The sequence below is a fragment of the Bacillus sp. VA13 genome, assembly GCF_055710085.1.
Genome location: NZ_JBVQPP010000001.1, coordinates 584,092 through 600,412 on the forward strand (window position 1 = coordinate 584,092; position 16,321 = coordinate 600,412).

Below are 16,321 nucleotides of genomic sequence, written 5' to 3' on the forward strand. Positions count from 1 at the left end.
CCTGCACCGATGCAGGCCGTTTTTATTAATAGAAGCCGGGGTAACCCCCGTATGGCGCGCCGGCACCAAAACCGTACGGTGCGCCTCCGTATCCGTAAGGGCCAGGCGGATAAGCATAGGGACGAGGATAGTTAAACAGCGCACTCCCGAGAAAACCACCTAATAAACCACCGACTAAAGGAGCTCCAAACAAGAAAGGATTACGCGCCGGGTATCCGACTGGATCTGGGTTCCCGCGATAATACGAATGGTGAGGGTACATGATTTTTCCTCCTTTATGACTGCCTATACATAAGGTATTCAACAAGGAAGAAAAACGATTGGGCTATGAACTGAATCTATGGGTGTTACATCACAAGCCCGGCCAATAACACACAGCCGAGCCCGGTTACTGAGAGAACTGTTGTAAGCAGCGTCCAAGTTTGAAATGTTTCTTTCATGCTCAATCCGAAAAATTCCTTTACCATCCAAAATCCTGCATCATTTACATGACAAGCGATGACACTTCCCGCTCCGGTTGCCAGTACCATTAATGCCGGGTTTACACTGCCCGCCTGCATAAGCGGAGCTGCCATTCCCGCAGTGGTAAGCGCAGCCACGGTAGCAGAGCCCAAACACAGGCGCAGAACCGCAGCAATGATCCATGCAACCAGCAGCGGCGACATGTTTGTTTGACTGAAAAGATCAGCAACATAATCACCGACCCCGCCGTCAATCAGCACCTGTTTAAACGCCCCTCCCCCACCTATGATAAGCAGCATCATCGCGATTTGTGAAATTGATTCCGATAATGATTTGCTGATCTCCTTCATAGATATTTTACGCGCATATCCCATCGTATAGAGCGCAAGTATAAGCGAAATAAGCATTGCCGTTCCCGGTGTACCGATAAATTCTATGATATCTTTTTCTTTTGAATGTTCTTTCAATAATAAAGAAAAAACAGTCGCAATCGCCATAAAGATAACCGGAAATAAAGAAGTGGCAACACTGATTAAAAAGCCTGGTGTTTCATCCAGCTGAAATTCTTTCCGCGGCCCTAATGCTGATAAGTTTCCGCGTTTTTGATACGCACCGGGAAATTGCTTCATCGCAAATTTATTGAATAAAGGCCCGGCGATGACAGTCGTCGGAACAGCGATGATGATTCCCAAAAGCAGCACCTGGCCAATATGGGCGCCGTATGCAACTGAGATGGCAGTTGGCGCCGGGTGCGGGGGCAAAAATCCGTGGGTAACATTTAAGGCGGCTGCCATCGGGATTCCCAGATAGAGAAAAGGCATTTTTAATTCTTTTGCAATTGCATACACAATCGGAATCAACAGTACAAGACCGACTTCAAAAAACAAGGCAATGCCGATGATAAACGAGGCAATAACCACCGCCGCCTGTATTCGTTTCCTCCCGAATTTGTCAATCAGCGTAATGGCAATCCGATAGCCGCCCCCAGCGTCTGAGACAAGCCTCCCGAGCATCGCGCCAAGTCCAAACACTAAAGCTAAATGCCCCAGCTGCCCGCCGATTCCCGCTTCAATTGAAAGAACAATTTTATTGATATCCATCCCAAGTCCGATGGCTACTAAAAAAGAAACAACAATAAGTGAGACAAAGGTATTTAATTTTACTTTAATAATGAGAAATAACAGAATCAGCACTCCGACAGCAACAATTAAAATCGGCATGGTACCCCTCCACCAAATGTGTTTTAAAAATGAATATCATGACAATGTTTCGGCACTTTAAAAAGAAAACGCTTTCACCAATAACTAAAAAAACGTCTTGGTTATATAATTGTCATCTTTTGGTTAACTAGTATATTCATACTAATCTCCTAATCTAGGACTGTCAATTGTTTTATGAGTTTTTCTCGATTACCTATCGCCTGTCTAAATGTTTTTAGTTATATGTTGATTAACTTTTGGTTATGTGTTATGTTTTTTATCAAGTAAGCAGCCAATCTAAATCTATTTATTATCTGAAAGCAAATCACAATGTGAAAACAAACGGATTACAACTTCACAAGAGGAGGAATTCACATGCCATTATTACGTTTCGATTTAATTGAAGGCCGTGACGAAAAATCACTGCAATTGTTATTAGATACTGCCCACCAAGCAATGGTCGAAGCGTTTGGTGTTCCGGAAAGAGACCGTTATCAAATTGTCCATCAGCATCCGGAAAATGAGCTTATTATCCAGGATACAGGATTAGGGTTTCAAAGAAGCAAAGATCTAGTCATCATCAGTATGACAAGCAAAACAAGAACAGAAAGCCAAAAGGAAAAATTGTATGCCCTGCTGGCTGAAAAGCTAGAAGCAGAATGCGGTATTTCCCCAGAAGACCTAATGGTTTCCATTACCGAGAATGGTGACGCAGACTGGAGTTTCGGACTCGGTGAGGCGCAATTTTTGAATGGAAAACTATAAAATAATGAAACATAGTAAAAGAGAGAGCTTCAGCAGAGGCTCTCTCTTTTATTCTCTCATTTCTTTTTGACAAAAGCGGAAATCATCAGAACGAAAACAGCCAGCAAGACGAGGTATAACGGAGTGATCCAAATTTGGTGGATAGAGCCTAGATCTCCTTTTTTACATCCAGTTTCGATGCCAATGTAATTCCAATGGAAGCTGACCGGGTTTAAAAATAAAATTTCAGAATTCATTCTGACAAATATAAAAAGTCATGTAAACGGTATGAACCACCCCTTACATGACTTTATCATTGAAACAAAGGCTCGTTCCCCGAGCCCTTTCCTTATTTCTCTTCTTCGCACACTGTGTCACCGGGCTCGCAAAATTGGTCGGCCCATGCCTGCATCTCTTGGAATACAGCTTGAAGCGCTGTTCCTTTTTCAGTCAGCGTGTAGATGACTTTGACCGGCGTTTCAGGGAGAACCTGCCGTTCGACGATCTCGTTTTGTTCAAGCTCCTTAAGGCGCTCTGCGAGCATTTTTTGGCTGATCATCGGAATTGTTTCCGTTATCTCTTTAAACCGTTTCGGCCCATCCATAAGCACATGGATGATCAGACCGTTCCATCGTTTTCCCAACAATGAGAAAGCGGATTCCATTTTAGGGCACATTGTATTTCCCACAAGTCCTCATCCCTTCATCTATTGATTGACATGTATTCAATGATCCATTACAATAATCTTTCAAGTTACATTTAGTAAGCTTCTAACTTTTCTATTATCATACCACGTTTATCCGAAGGAGGAAACACTATGACGAATACTCTGGATGTTTTGAAAGCACGTGCATCTGTAAAGGAATATGATACAAATGCCCCGATCTCTAAAGAGGAGCTTACCGAGCTATTGGACCTTGCCGTTAAAGCGCCTTCAGCTTGGAACCTTCAGCATTGGCATTTCACTGTATTTCACAGCGATGAATCAAAAGCAACGCTTCTTCCTATAGCGTATAATCAAAAACAAATCGTTGAGTCTTCTGCTGTTGTTGCCATTTTAGGCGATTTAAAAGCAAATGAAAACGGTGAAGAAGTTTACGCTGAATTAGCAAGCCAAGGCTATATTACAGATGAAATCAAACAAACATTGCTCGGCCAAATCAACGGTGCCTACCAAAGCGAGCAATTCGCACGTGATTCCGCTTTCTTAAATGCTTCTTTAGCAGCTATGCAGCTTATGATTGCCGCAAAAGCAAAAGGTTATGACACTTGCGCAATCGGCGGATTTAACAAAGAGCAGTTCCAAAAGCAATTTGATATCAGTGAGCGCTATGTACCGGTTATGCTTATTTCAATCGGAAAAGCAGTGAAACCTGCTCATCAAAGCAATCGCTTACCGCTTTCAAAAGTGTCAACTTGGCTGTAAGGATATGAAAAAACCTTAGTCCGAAATACGGACTAAGGTTTTTTTAAACAATCGCATCTTTGTACCATTCACGAGCCTGTTCAGCTTCATGCTGAGTCAGCTGATGGCCCCCATCCTGCCAGTAAACGGAGGCTGATGCTCCGTTGTCACGTAAATAGCGGTGAAGCTCTTCTGATTCTTCCTTCGTGCAGAGAGGGTCGTATTTCCCGGCACCGATAAAAACAGGGAGTCCCGTCATATCAGGCAGCTTGATACCGCGAATCGGAACCATCGGATGATGCAGAATAGCCCCTTTTAAAACATCTTTATAATGGAAAAGAAGGCTTGCCGCAATATTTGCGCCGTTTGAATAACCGACCACAATCACTCGGCCGCGGTCAAATTGATGCGTTTCTGCAGCCTCATCGATAAAATTTTTCAATTCCCTTGTGCGCTCCACGAGGTCCTTTTCATCAAAGACACCTTCACTCAGGCGTTTGAAAAATCGCGGCATTCCATTTTCAAGCACCGATCCTCTAACACCAAGCAAATGGGCATGAGGGTCTATAAACCGTCCTAATGAAAGCAGATCGTGTTCATTTCCGCCAGTGCCATGTAACAGCAAAAGCACATTGTCAGAAGTCCCTTTTTCATAAATATACTTCATTGTAAAATCCCCTTTCTAAAGTTCAGGCAAAATGTCTGTAATTTGTTGTCTATGTTTCTCCAGCCACTCAGGCAGTTTTAATGAGGTTCCCAGCTCATCAAACGTTTCATCTGTCATAAAGCCAGGTTCATCTGTGGCGATTTCAAATAAGATACCGCCTCTTTCCCTGAAATAAATGGATGTAAAGTATTCTCTGTCAAGGATTTCTGACGAAGGAAGATGGTTTTCCGCAATAATCGGCAGCCAATTCGCCTGTTCCTCTTTTGTTGTCCGAAACGCTACATGGTGTACCGTGCCATAACCTCCTACCCCTCTTTTTTCAGGGTGTAGATGCACGTCAATGACGCCACCAATAGTCGCTGAGGATGTCAATCTGACAATCTGGCCTTCTTCCGCCGCTTTGGTGTATCCAAAGCTTTCCGTTAACAATTGAATGGTCGCCTGCGGGTCATAGGAATACAGCAGCACGCCTTTCATTCCCGTAATCGCTTCATATTGTGAAATGCCGTCAGGCGTCCACTCGCTTTTCCCGCTTTTCGCATCCTCCATAATCGCTAGCGGAAGGTCTTCCGTATCATCAAAAATAAGACCCTTTTCACCGAATAACGTTTTCTCCTCTAAGTTCAACCCGTTTTTCTCAAGACGTTCCTTCCAAAAAGACAGGGAGCCCTTAGGAACTGAAAAGTACACCCGGCCCGCTTGGCCTTTGCCTACCGTTCCCTGTCCGCTTCCTTGGAACGGAAAAAAGGTCATAATTGTACCGGGATCTCCATTTTGATTCCCGAAGTAAAAATGATACGTTCCGGGATCATCAAAGTTTACTGTTTTTTTAACAAGCCGCAGCCCGAGCACTTCTGTATAAAATCGCAAGTTTTCTTGCGGATCTCTGGCAAATGCTGTGACATGGTGCAATCCTTCTGTTTTCATTTTCCCACTCCTATTTATCTCGATTTCAAGATATTTATTATTTTAAACCTTTATTGAAGAGGATGCAAACCATGTGTTTTGATTAAATAATTGAAAAAATCATTTTTTTCTAATAATTATCTTGTGATCTTTTCTTACAACTGCTATTATAGTGAGCATTATCATGATTCAGGAGGAAAGTAAATGGTTAAAAAAGCACTTATTGTTATTCTCATTCTTTTGCCATTCGTTCAACTTGCGCTATTGCCGCTTGTGAATCGAATTGAACCGATTATTTTCGGCCTTCCGTTTTTCCACTTTTGGCTGCTGCTGTGGATTATCATTACGCCGTTATGCTCGTTTGGCATTTACCAGATGCAAAAAAAAGATGGAGGACTTGAATAATGCAAGGGAATCTGACTGCACTTCTCATTACAGCTATTATCGTTTTAACCGTTGTCTGTATCGGGTTTCTCGCTGGAAGAGACAAATCCTCACGCACTTCGGTGGAAGAATGGTCTGTCGGCGGCAGACGCTTCGGCGGTCTTCTCGTCTGGTTTTTAGTAGGCGCCGACCTCTATACGGCCTATACTTTCTTAGGGTTAACCAGTACTGCTTTTACAGGCGGAAGTGTTGCATTTTTCGCCATTCCTTATTCTGTCTTGGCCTACTTTATCGCCTACTTCTTCCTGCCGAAACTTTGGAAAGTTGCGAAAATTCACAAATTAACAACACTCGCAGATTACGCACGGGAACGTTTTGACAGTAAGCTTTTAGCAAGCCTTGTTGCCATCGTCGGTGTGCTCATGCTTATTCCGTACATATGCCTTCAGCTGAGCGGCATTCAAGATACGCTCCAAGTTGCCGGCACCGGGTATATTAACGTAAAATTCGTTGTCATCATCTCATTTATTCTTGTTGCTCTTTACACGTTTTTCAGCGGGATTAAAGGGCCTACCTTTACAGCCATCATTAAAGACATTTTAGTATGGGTTATTATGCTGTTTATGGTGGTGTCCCTCCCTCTCATTCATTTTAACGGCTGGACACCAATGATTGACACGTTAGTGAAGGAAGCGCCGCAAATGCTGACGATACCGGCAGAAGGGCCAAAAGGCATTCCTTGGTTTATCACAGCATCTATTGTTTCCGCCCTGGCGCTTTTTATGTGGGCACATGCCGCTACAGGAGTTTTCACAGCGAAAAGCGCCGATGCAGTAAGAAAAAACAGCATGTTTTTGCCGCTTTATAACATTGTGTTAATTTTGGTCATTTTTCTTGGCTTTATCGCCTTTCTTGTCCTGCCGGAAGATACAAACCCAAGACTGGCGCTGCTGCATTTGATTCAAACATCATACGGCGGCGTGGCACAAGGTTTTGCATATGCCACGATCGCTCTTGCTTCTTTGATTCCTTGTTCCATCATGGCAATCGGGGCATCAAATTTGTTCGCCAATAACTTGTACCGCGATTTGATTCATCCGAATGTGTCTCAAAGCAAGCTGACCCTTATCACACGTTCAATGGTGTTTGTTGTCATCGGCCTTGCGCTTCTGTTTGGAATGCTGTTCCCGACTGCCTTAGTGACACTTCAGCTATTAGGTGTATCAGGCATGGTGCAAATCTTCCCGGCAATTGCTGTCAGCCTATTCTGGAAGCATCAAACGAAAGAAGCGACGGTTATCGGATTATTAGTCGGCCTTGCAGTAACGTTTATTGTGTATACCACTCAATCCGCACATGGCATTTATGAAGGGTTCTGGGGATTGGCTGCCAACATCATCGCTGTGGTTATTCTGAATCCGCTGTTCGTCAAGAAGGCAGGATCCAATCCTGTCATTGAAGGTTTATTTGGTAAAAAACAAGACACTGACCCGAATCAAAAGGGTGCATAAAAAAACCATACGCGGTAGCCGCGTATGGTTTTTTTACATTTCTTTTTTCAGTGTGTCAATTGCCTTTTCCATTTGCGTATCATTATTTGCGAGCTTCTTTTGAAGTTCTGTCATTAATTTCGTTGTTGTATCACCAGTCAGTACACCTGTTTCTTTCAGCTTCTCTTTTTTCTGGAACTGTTTAACCACAGATACAAAATCCTGGTCATACGTACTGTTAACCTTTACCTTGTAGCCAAGTGCTTTGAGCATTTTCTGAGCTACTTTGACGTTTGTGCCTGAATCACCTGATTTGTACGTTTTATCCGCGTCCAAATACGGCAGCTTCGCGTAATCAGGCAGCTCTGCTTTCACTTGAGGCTTGATGCCTTTTTTGTGAATCCATTCACCGTCGGCAGTCAGCCATTTGGCGACTGTCAGTTTGACGGTAGAGCCATCATCATATTCTTTTGCTGTTTGAACCGTGCCTTTGCCAAATGTCGTTTCGCCGATTAACGGTATGCCTGACGATTCATGAAGGGCAGCGGCCATAATTTCCGCGGCGCTAGCTGTGCCGTCATTTACTAAAACAACAGTCGGCTTGGTCACTTTTCGATCTTTTTCGGCCTTCATGACTTCTTTTGAACCGTTTTTGTATTCAACCTGCATGATGTTTTTCCCTTTATCAATAAACAGGTTGCTCATCGTAATCGCCTGGTCCATTAAGCCGCCCGGGTTGCCCCTCAAGTCTAAAATATAGCCTTTGGCGCCTTTTTTCTCTAAACTGTCAATCGCATCTGTCAGCTCTTTAGCAGTTGTTTCAGAGAAAGAAGTGATTTGGATTTCCCCGATGTTGTTGTCTTTCATCTCGGAATAGACGGTTTCTACAGGAATGGTATCGCGCTTAATGGAAAGATCGATATTTCCAACTCCCGCTCTGTTCAGCTCAAGCTTCACTTTTGTGCCCTTTTTGCCTCGGATTAAAGCGACGGCTTCATTTACATTCATGCCTTTAACGCTTTTTCCGTTCACCTTTAGGATTTGGTCCTTCGGTTTGATTCCAGCTTTTTCAGCAGGTGAACCTTTAATTGGCGACACAATAAGGATTTCTCCGTCTTTCTCCTCTACTTGGGCTCCGATTCCTTCAAAGGATGCAGAAATCGTCTCGTCGAATGATTTTGCTGCCTCTTGATCCATATATGTGGAATACGGATCATCCAGAGATTGAATCATTCCTTTAATTGCTCCGTCTACTAATTTGTCATCATCTGTTTTTTGGTAATAATCACTTTTGATTTGCTCATACGCTTTATTTAATTTGTCGAACTTGCTGTCTCCCATGCTTGCTGATGTTTGGCCTAGGATGCTGGAATTGCCCGTAATAAATAAAGTAAGCGCCGAAGCGACAACCGCAGTGATCAGCACAATAAAAAACAGTTTTAATTGCCGTTTCAATTAAACACCACCTTTTTCTTCTTACAATATTATCATGGACGAATACTTATTCGTCAACTCGGAGCAGAAATGAAAGAGAAACGCCCTTCTTTCGCTTTTCATAAACCTATGTCTCTATACGACATATGATAAAGAAAAAGGAGGATTTGATATTGAGCCGATATTTAGAAATGCTGTCCTTATTCGGTGTCGCAGGAGCACATCCAGGTGGGCTCGCTTTTTCAAAAGCGGTCTTGCAAAAGGCTGCGCCCTCCCCGAATCAGCCGATTCTTGATGCCGGATGCGGAACAGGCCAAACTGCGGCTTATTTAGGACATTTGCTGTATCCTGTAACAGTCGTTGATAAAGACCCTATCATGCTTGAGAAAGCAATAAAAAGATTTGCAAATGAAGGGCTTGCCATCCCTGCATATCAGGCGGAGCTGGAACACCTCCCGTTTTCTTCTGAGTCCTTTTCCTGCGTCCTGTCAGAATCGGTCCTCAGTTTTTCCCATCTGACATCCTCACTTCAAGAAATTTCAAGAGTATTGAAGCCCGGCGGGATGCTGATTGGTATAGAAGCAGCTTTAAAAAAACCGATGCCCCCCGCAGAAAAACAGCAAATGATGGATTTCTACGGCTTTACTTGTTTACATGAAGAAACCGAGTGGCATAAAACCCTGAAGTCTTATGGCTTTCAAAGTACTAAAGCGATAACACTACTTCCGGATGACATGGAATTTGAGCCAACGACAGAAATGGATTTATCGCAAACGATTGCTCCTATTTATTACGATACGCTTCAAACACATTATGAACTCATGCAGATATATAGTGAGTATATGGGTCATTGTATCTTTATCGCGTATAAGTAAAACGGCGTATCGCCCCCTGTTTTCGTCCAACCTTTTTTCCCTATCTATCATATGCTGATAGAAAGTCAGTTTAGGAGGGAAACAATATTGGAGAGATATTACCATCTTTGCCGAAACCATCAAGGTAAAGTCGTCAGAATTACAGAGAGAGGCGGAAGAGTTCACGTCGGCAGAATTACCCGTGTCACAAGAGACAAAGTTTATATAGCTCCGACCGGCGCAGGGCCAAGAGGCTTCGGTTACGGATATTGGGGCGGTTATTGGGGATATGGAGCAGCTTACGGTATTTCCCTCGGTTTAATTGCAGGAGTGGCTCTGGCTGGTTTATTCTTCTGGTAAGCGTAGAATAAATATCTGATCAATTGCTAGATTCACCAGACACAATGAAGCCCGCTTATCAATTGTAAGCGGGCTTTCTCTTTTAGATTTTCTTCACTTTTTCAAAGTATTCTTCGAGCGTTAAATCATTATCTTGCATGACCTTTGCGGCCTTTTTGCCTACATAACGCAGGTGCCATGGCTCATATTCATATTTCGTGATATCCTCTTTATTTTTCGGATAGCGAATGATAAAGCCATATTTATAAGCATTATCCTGTACCCATTTTCCGTCGGCCGTGCTTCCGAACGCTTCATTTAGCTCAAAGCCATTGCTCCGGCTCGAAATGTCCATCGCAAGGCCTGTTTGGTGCTCGCTTTCACCCGGGTAAGCGACCGCTTCCTTTGCCTTCTTTTCCCCTTTTAGGCTTACTTCATTGTCAAAAATGACTTTCTGTCTATCGTACGAACGGTACCCCGAGACAGCTGCCAATTCATAGCCTTCCTTTTTCGCAGCATCGAACATCGTTTTTAATGCGTCGGCCGCTTCCTTTCTGATGTAACGCTTTTGAATCTTTTCTTCAAAAGAAAACTCTACATCAGGTATGACTAGATCGCTAGGTTCATAGTTTCCGGGCAGTGCGTATTGTTTATTGACAAGCGCGAGTATATTTTCTGGATTTTGAATGGTTTCCAGACCGTCTACTTTTTTAGTTTCATTGAAATATTTGCTTTCCAATGAAAACTCACTGTCTTGAGTGTTTGTTTTTTTGCTGTCAGTTGTTTTTTGATCTGTTTGTTTTGTTTCTGCTGTGGTTTTCGTATCCTTTTGAGCATCTCCATTCGACATGCTGCAGCCGGCTCCGACTATTGCCGTTACACTCAGAGCAGCAGCCAGTGAGAACCATTTACCGGACTTTTTCATATTACATTACCTTCCTTTTATCAATCGTTTCCGTATTCACAAAGAAGAGGCTGCCGGCACCCAGCACGCCTCTTGATTTATTTTATTGTGATACGGAATGTAAAGCCACTTCTATCATATCATGAAAAGTAGTTTGACGCTCTTCCGCTGTTGTTTCTTCTCCTGTTAATACGTGATCACTCACGGTGAGGATTGACAGCGCTTTTCTTCCGTGCTTCGCTGCTAATGTATACAATGCAGTTGTTTCCATTTCAACGCCCAGCACACCGTATTTTGCAAGCTTTTCGATTTGCGAATCGTCGTTGTAGAACTGGTCAGCTGTAAATACGCTTCCTACCGCCACCGGGACGCCTTTATCTTTTGCAGCATCATAGGCATTTTTTAAAAGCTCGAAATCTGCGCAAGGCGCAAAATCAATGCTTCCGAAAGCGACTCTGTTCATTTGTGAATCAGTTGAGGAGGTCATCGCCAAAATGACGTCTCGCACTTTGACATCTTTACGGATAGCGCCGCAAGAACCTACTCTTATTAGATTTTGCACGTCATAGCTTTGAATTAATTCATTCACATAAATTGAAATAGACGGAACGCCCATTCCCGTGCCTTGCACGGAGATTTTTTTGCCTTTATATGTACCCGTAAATCCATACATGCCTCTGACTTCATTGTAGCATTCTACATTTTCAAGATACGTTTCAGCAATAAATTTTGCTCTGAGAGGATCTCCCGGCAAAAGCACTGTGTCCGCAATCTGTCCTTTTTCAGCACCTATATGTACACTCATCTCATATCCTCCTGTAAATCTAAATTATCATCCAGTCCGTTCATTTTACAACGAATGTCATGATGTGACAAACTTCAGCATTGATTATAAAGGAATCTGGCGAAAAAAGAAATGTTCCAAGGCCGTTTGGACTTCCTGAGAAAAACGGGATAATCGAGGTGTTTATTTGAAAACCTAACCGCAGGAAGGAGGGATGAGACATGGGTAAAAAACAGCGCAACCGGATCACCGGCCAAAAAAAGAACAATCATATACCTGCAAAAGATGTAATTGCAGCTGAAGAAGCACACGGGAAAGAGTATTCCGCGGCCAAACGCAAGCCTTAAACTGCAGAAAACTGCGGAAATCCGCAGTTTTCTTTTCGTTATGTCGTTTGTACAATTAGACGATTAATTTTCCTCCATCCGGCGGGAAGCAGCTTGTAATATGTTTTCCCTTTTCTGCCTTCATCAATCAAAATCACGTCCCCTGTGGCCATAAATCTCGCATCATAATCACTTGGAACGGTGTCAAATACATTAAATAAAGAGAATGCTCTTTTCAGTACGTCTTGATGATCGCTCCCGTTGAGTTCAGTTCGATAGACGGCTCTGTAGCCCTTTTTTTCGCCAAACCGGGGTGTCTGAAATATTGTCACGTCATAGGAACAAGACTTCTTTTTAAACACGGATAACATCATCAAGATCCCCTCCCTTTTATTTCTTTAACATATTGGCGTTTTTGTCACGTTTTCCTCTCTCTATTTTTGTCGAAACCGCTCCATCTTTTCGTCAAAACCTTTTACTAGGAAAAACAGCAGCAAACCAAGACTAAAGCCTCCTAACACGTCGGTTACAAAATGAACCCCAAGATAGACTCTGCTTATGCCGACCAAAACTGTAATTAAACCGGCTATGGTATATACTATTTTTTTATGTTTGGACAAAAATGGAAGGTGTTTCACTAAAAAGTAGGCAATGACAGGATAGACACAGGCAGCATTCATGGAATGGCCGCTCGGAAAGCTGAAGGATGATTCATGAACCAGTGGTGCAAAATCAGGCCTCACTCGTTCGATCCATTCTTTTAAGACTTTGTTTAACAGCCGATCCGCACCGAATACCAAGAGCATCCAAAGGCCGTCCCATGTTTTTCTGTAAAAAAACAGACCCGCTCCAATGATCACGATAAGAGGGAGCAGAATAGAAGAAGCACCAAGCTGTGTTATCCCTGTCATGACATCATTAAGCCATGGCTGACGGATCAAAACAGCTGCCTTGCTTATCGCTTCATCCGCTGATTGAACAGCATTTGTATGAATGGCCACAGCTAGAAAAAGAAAGAAAAGAAACAGACTAACGGGCTTGTACAACAATTTAACCACCTCGATTTTCACAGAAGTCATAGATCACGAATAATAAAACCGGAGCTGATCGCTCCGGTTTTAAACCTCAATCATCTTCATCCAGCTCTTCATCTATCATACATTTTTCTATCAAATAATCAAAGGTAATATCAGCGATTTCAAACAGCTCATCCTCACTCGGTATGTAGCCCCGTCTTGCAAGCTCTCTGTAAAAAAATTCAGCGATTTCTTCCGTATCAATCACAAGATCTATTTCTTTCATCTCCGTACCGCCTCCTTTTTTATGTTTTATGAAAAAACAGGCTGAATTATACCCGGTGTTCTAAACAATTCTTTCAGTCATATACATTGAATAAAAAAACTAGCCATGGGAGGCTGACACAATGATTGCTAAAATGATGGAAGCACTGGACGGAGAAAGATTTGATATCATAATGGAAAAAACGCTCAAAGGAATGACGCATGTGATGATTTGGGGCTGTCTGCCTTATTTTTTATATGTCTTGATCCGTATGTTCACAAACTAACTGAAATGCTCTTTTAAACTTTCCAGAACAAACATCATCATATCTTTATATTCTTCATCTCGAAACATTTCGTACAGAATTTTGTAATCATTATAAATATCCAGAAGTTCATCAACAATTGATACAGCAAGGATGTGAAGGGTATCTTGATCTTCATCATCACCTTCAAACTGAAGAAGAGCAGACGATGCGATATCTTCGCCGATCTCATGGCCAGTTTCTCCGACATAGTGGACAAACAAAAGCTGGTGGACAAACTGGTCCATTTCATATTTTCTCAGCACCAGTGTGAGATCCTCTTCCTCCGTTTCAAGCCACTCTCCATCCTTTAAACGGGTCAGCTCATAAATGATATCTTCCCAGCCATCTTCTAAATATCTCCAAATTTCTGTTCTGTGGCCGATAATGCGAAAGAGTTCTTTTCCATAATCTTTTACATAAACAACGTCCCCAATAAGGAATTCATACTCTATATCAAGCTTTTCCATGTCGACAATGACACCCTCATAATCTTTATAAAGCTGAATGGACGATTCAAAGTATAAGACTTCATTATGATTCACTTCATAAAGATAGTGTTTATCAATTTGGTGTACTTTTGTGATGGTGCCGACTGTTCCATACATAATGACGACTACGATATCCCCTACTTGGAATTTCGGTTTATTTTGCTTCATGGTGTCTCCCCCTCGCCGCAACATTTCTCATACGCTATCGTATGCCGGGTGACGCCAATTCGCATGGGCATGAAAACCAAAGGAAATATCCAATTATGGTATGGGTGAGGACATAAAAAAATCCGCAGTGATCTGCGGATGAAACAGCTATTATCTGCCGTGTACTTCAGCCTCGTATTGATCCCAAGCTTCATCAAACGTCGCCATCGTATGAAGATAATCAGTGTTCAGCTCCAAATATGAACTGATTTCATGGTAATCGGTTGAGGTTTTCGGGAAGCTGTGATCCTCATACGCCTGATTGGCAAATTCACTGATGTCGTCCTTCGGCTTCGGGTGTCTGTATTTCAATAAGTAATGATAAAAGGATTTCATGGGTTTCCCCTCCTGGTGTCTGTCTTTTGTTGTTCTATTATACAGTTCAAGTGTAAAATTACAACAAAAGAATAACGAAACATCATTCAGGAGAAGTCAAAATAGTTGCGTTTCAGAATCCTTTCTGTCTCCATGAGCTGCTGATATGTCAGGCTTTCAGGCAGTTTTTTTGTTTGAATCAAAAGCAGCTGATCCTCAATCTCCTTAATCGTGGCTTCCTCTTGATAGGTCATTCCGCAGGAAGCACACACCATGGCGGGGGTGTCTGTCAGTTCTATAGCTCTTGTTCCGTCAGGGAGCTCCCAGTACACCGTGTTCCTGCCGGATACCGCTTCAAGCTCGCCGCACCATTCGCATGCTTTCATGAAGAATCGCCTCCGATTTCAGCCTCTTTCTGTTTTTTCTGCTGTGCCAAAAATTTCTTTTCTTTTAGCTGGTCTCTTTTCTCACGCCGGTCTTTTAATGTTTCATGCTCCGGATTCGATGTGTAAGCCTCTCTCCTTTTGATTCTGGCTACATTTTCCGGTGTAAATGATACCTCTTTGTCAGCAAAAATAGCACTGAGCCCGATCGGCTCCTTTTTGTCAGCGATTTCAGGGAAAACGGACTCAAAATAGGCGTCGGCCTGGTTAGGGATATAATTCTCCGGTTCCGGATATGACGTAATCACACCTTCAAAATTTCTTAAGATGACTTTGTCAGGGCTTTGCGACAGTACATAGTTTGGCTGCAGGGCGATTTTCCCCCCGCCGCCTGGTGCGTCAACGACAAAGGTAGGAACCGCATAGCCTGAGGTATGGCCTCGCAGCCCTTCAATAATCTCCAAACCTTTGGAAACAGGAGCTCTGAAATGCCCAATGCCCTCTGACAGATCACATTGATAAATATAATACGGACGGACCCTGATTTTTACCAAGTCGTGCATGAGCTTTTTCATGATGGGAACGGAATCATTAATACCGGCTAACACGACGGCCTGATTTCCGACCGGCACTCCTGCGTTCACCAGTTTTTCACAGGCCTCAACTGATTCCTCTGTCATTTCGATGCTAGTGTTGAAATGGGTGTTGAGCCAGACCGGATGATATTTTTTCAAAATCTCGCATAGCTGATCGGTGATGCGCTGCGGAAAGACGACCGGCGCCCTTGTTCCGATTCTGATTACTTCCAGATGCGGAATGCTGCGCAGCTCTTTTAAAATGTATTCTAAAATTTGGTCATTGATTAGCAGTCCGTCACCGCCTGAAATTAAACAATCGCGGATTTCGGGTGTTTCCCGGATATAAGTAATTGCAGCATCAAGCTGTTTTTTAGGGACTCCCATTCCGATTTGTCCGGAAAAACGCCTTCTTGTGCAGTAGCGGCAGTACATGGAACATTGATTGGTGACAAGAAACAGCACACGGTCGGGATAGCGGTGTGTCAGGCCGGGTACCGGTGAATCTTCATCCTCATGGAGGGGGTCTTCCAGATCGTATTTTGTTTTGTGCATTTCTTCAGAAAGCGGTACAGACTGCATGCGGACCGGGCATCTCGGGTTATCGGGGTCCATTAAAGAAGCATAGTAAGGTGTAATATTTAAGGGGATCGTTTTGGTTGAGATTCTGACGCCTTCCTCTTCATCCTCGGTCAAATTGATGACTTTTTTCAAATCATCTAACGTTCTTACCGTATGTGTAAGCTGCCAAAGCCAATCGTTCCATTTCTCTTCCGGAACGTCCTTCCATAACTCTATCTCCTTCCAATGCCGTTTCGGTTTATACCATTTGCTTTCCAAATGAATTCCTCCTCGTGCATCATTTTG

Annotated in this window: 23 protein-coding genes; 8 read left to right on the top strand and 15 right to left on the bottom strand. The window is 43.0% G+C overall.

All coding sequences use genetic code 11. The annotated features are described in order from the left end of the window. Positions 1–25: 25 nt before the first annotated feature. Both AC0C66_RS02530 and AC0C66_RS02535 read right to left on the bottom strand, forming a co-directional pair. Entirely contained in the window at positions 26–262 is a 237-nt protein-coding gene (locus tag AC0C66_RS02530; RefSeq protein ID WP_014114099.1) for a hypothetical protein, read from the bottom strand. Positions 263–347: 85 nt separating this feature from the next. Further along, complete coding sequence (locus AC0C66_RS02535) at positions 348–1,682, bottom strand: gluconate:H+ symporter (protein ID WP_072183658.1); 1,335 nt, start codon at positions 1,680–1,682, stop codon at positions 348–350. Between the two features lie 354 nt (positions 1,683–2,036). Here AC0C66_RS02535 and AC0C66_RS02540 point away from each other — a divergent pair, with 354 nt between their 5' ends. Beyond that, entirely contained in the window at positions 2,037–2,426 is a 390-nt protein-coding gene (locus tag AC0C66_RS02540) for a tautomerase family protein (RefSeq protein WP_061188142.1), read from the top strand. A gap of 328 nt (positions 2,427–2,754) precedes the next feature. On the opposite strand, the gene yodB is transcribed toward AC0C66_RS02540, so the two are convergent. Continuing rightward, positions 2,755–3,093, bottom strand: a complete 339-nt coding sequence (gene yodB, locus AC0C66_RS02545; RefSeq protein WP_004399427.1) for a transcriptional regulator YodB — start codon at positions 3,091–3,093, stop codon at positions 2,755–2,757. 129 nt (positions 3,094–3,222) lie between these two features. Between yodB and AC0C66_RS02550 the strand changes: the two genes are divergently transcribed. Further along, positions 3,223–3,831, top strand: a complete 609-nt coding sequence (locus AC0C66_RS02550) for a nitroreductase family protein (RefSeq protein ID WP_014114104.1) — start codon at positions 3,223–3,225, stop codon at positions 3,829–3,831. A gap of 43 nt (positions 3,832–3,874) precedes the next feature. Here the strand turns inward: AC0C66_RS02550 and AC0C66_RS02555 are convergent, their stop codons facing one another. After that, entirely contained in the window at positions 3,875–4,477 is a 603-nt protein-coding gene (locus AC0C66_RS02555; RefSeq protein ID WP_072183660.1) for an alpha/beta hydrolase, read from the bottom strand. A gap of 15 nt (positions 4,478–4,492) precedes the next feature. After that, positions 4,493–5,404 (bottom strand): ring-cleaving dioxygenase, encoded by a 912-nt coding sequence (locus tag AC0C66_RS02560; protein ID WP_072183661.1) that lies wholly within the window; start codon positions 5,402–5,404, stop codon positions 4,493–4,495. A 183-nt stretch (positions 5,405–5,587) separates the two neighbouring features. Here AC0C66_RS02560 and AC0C66_RS02565 point away from each other — a divergent pair, with 183 nt between their 5' ends. Then, complete coding sequence (locus AC0C66_RS02565) at positions 5,588–5,788, top strand: DUF3311 domain-containing protein (RefSeq protein WP_014114107.1); 201 nt, start codon at positions 5,588–5,590, stop codon at positions 5,786–5,788. Further along, on the top strand, positions 5,788–7,278 hold the full coding sequence (locus tag AC0C66_RS02570) for a sodium:solute symporter family protein (protein WP_072183151.1): 1,491 nt from the start codon (positions 5,788–5,790) through the stop codon (positions 7,276–7,278). The genes AC0C66_RS02565 and AC0C66_RS02570 overlap by 1 nt, the downstream gene beginning before the upstream one ends. Positions 7,279–7,311: 33 nt before the next feature. Here the strand turns inward: AC0C66_RS02570 and ctpA are convergent, their stop codons facing one another. Next, positions 7,312–8,712 carry a carboxy-terminal processing protease CtpA gene (gene ctpA, locus AC0C66_RS02575; protein WP_072183150.1) on the bottom strand — a complete coding sequence of 467 codons (1,401 nt, stop codon included), beginning with the start codon at positions 8,710–8,712 and terminating at the stop codon, positions 7,312–7,314. A gap of 152 nt (positions 8,713–8,864) precedes the next feature. On the opposite strand from ctpA, the gene AC0C66_RS02580 reads away from it, so the two are divergent. Both AC0C66_RS02580 and AC0C66_RS02585 read left to right on the top strand, forming a co-directional pair. Then, the gene (locus AC0C66_RS02580; protein WP_472973482.1) at positions 8,865–9,566 is read left to right on the top strand and encodes a class I SAM-dependent methyltransferase; all 702 of its coding nucleotides are present in this window, start codon (positions 8,865–8,867) and stop codon (positions 9,564–9,566) included. 87 nt (positions 9,567–9,653) lie between these two features. Then, positions 9,654–9,905 (top strand): KOW domain-containing RNA-binding protein, encoded by a 252-nt coding sequence (locus AC0C66_RS02585; protein ID WP_014114110.1) that lies wholly within the window; start codon positions 9,654–9,656, stop codon positions 9,903–9,905. An 82-nt stretch (positions 9,906–9,987) separates the two neighbouring features. Here AC0C66_RS02585 and ldcB read toward each other — a convergent pair whose 3' ends face one another. Then, entirely contained in the window at positions 9,988–10,809 is an 822-nt protein-coding gene (ldcB, locus tag AC0C66_RS02590; RefSeq protein WP_461845585.1) for an LD-carboxypeptidase LdcB, read from the bottom strand. A gap of 82 nt (positions 10,810–10,891) precedes the next feature. Continuing rightward, positions 10,892–11,593 carry a purine-nucleoside phosphorylase gene (gene deoD / locus AC0C66_RS02595; protein WP_014114112.1) on the bottom strand — a complete coding sequence of 234 codons (702 nt, stop codon included), beginning with the start codon at positions 11,591–11,593 and terminating at the stop codon, positions 10,892–10,894. Positions 11,594–11,793: 200 nt separating this feature from the next. Between deoD and AC0C66_RS02600 the strand changes: the two genes are divergently transcribed. Beyond that, on the top strand, positions 11,794–11,919 hold the full coding sequence (locus AC0C66_RS02600; protein ID WP_003218142.1) for a hypothetical protein: 126 nt from the start codon (positions 11,794–11,796) through the stop codon (positions 11,917–11,919). 38 nt (positions 11,920–11,957) lie between these two features. Here the strand turns inward: AC0C66_RS02600 and yodL are convergent, their stop codons facing one another. The 3 genes from yodL to AC0C66_RS02615 form a co-directional block, all read right to left on the bottom strand. Next, positions 11,958–12,272, bottom strand: a complete 315-nt coding sequence (gene yodL, locus AC0C66_RS02605) for a shape determination protein YodL (RefSeq protein WP_003218144.1) — start codon at positions 12,270–12,272, stop codon at positions 11,958–11,960. A 60-nt stretch (positions 12,273–12,332) separates the two neighbouring features. After that, complete coding sequence (locus AC0C66_RS02610; protein WP_014114113.1) at positions 12,333–12,944, bottom strand: phosphatase PAP2 family protein; 612 nt, start codon at positions 12,942–12,944, stop codon at positions 12,333–12,335. A gap of 79 nt (positions 12,945–13,023) precedes the next feature. Continuing rightward, positions 13,024–13,200: a YozD family protein gene (locus AC0C66_RS02615; protein WP_003241581.1), complete on the bottom strand. Its 177-nt coding sequence runs from the start codon at positions 13,198–13,200 to the stop codon at positions 13,024–13,026. 121 nt (positions 13,201–13,321) lie between these two features. Here AC0C66_RS02615 and AC0C66_RS02620 point away from each other — a divergent pair, with 121 nt between their 5' ends. Further along, on the top strand, positions 13,322–13,465 hold the full coding sequence (locus tag AC0C66_RS02620) for a hypothetical protein (RefSeq protein WP_003218150.1): 144 nt from the start codon (positions 13,322–13,324) through the stop codon (positions 13,463–13,465). On the opposite strand, the gene AC0C66_RS02625 is transcribed toward AC0C66_RS02620, so the two are convergent. The 4 genes from AC0C66_RS02625 to kamA all read right to left on the bottom strand — a co-directional run bounded on the left by AC0C66_RS02625 (position 13,462) and on the right by kamA (position 16,294). After that, positions 13,462–14,142 (bottom strand): hypothetical protein, encoded by a 681-nt coding sequence (locus tag AC0C66_RS02625; RefSeq protein WP_014114114.1) that lies wholly within the window; start codon positions 14,140–14,142, stop codon positions 13,462–13,464. The two genes, AC0C66_RS02620 and AC0C66_RS02625, sit on opposite strands and share 4 nt — an antisense overlap. Positions 14,143–14,292: 150 nt before the next feature. Continuing rightward, positions 14,293–14,517 (bottom strand): YozE family protein, encoded by a 225-nt coding sequence (locus tag AC0C66_RS02630; protein ID WP_461845586.1) that lies wholly within the window; start codon positions 14,515–14,517, stop codon positions 14,293–14,295. Positions 14,518–14,603: 86 nt separating this feature from the next. Then, positions 14,604–14,882, bottom strand: a complete 279-nt coding sequence (locus AC0C66_RS02635; protein WP_014114116.1) for a YokU family protein — start codon at positions 14,880–14,882, stop codon at positions 14,604–14,606. Further along, a complete protein-coding gene (kamA, locus tag AC0C66_RS02640; RefSeq protein WP_461845587.1) occupies positions 14,879–16,294 on the bottom strand; it encodes a lysine 2,3-aminomutase in 1,416 nt (471 codons plus the stop codon). The genes AC0C66_RS02635 and kamA overlap by 4 nt, the downstream gene beginning before the upstream one ends. Positions 16,295–16,321 lie beyond the last annotated feature (27 nt).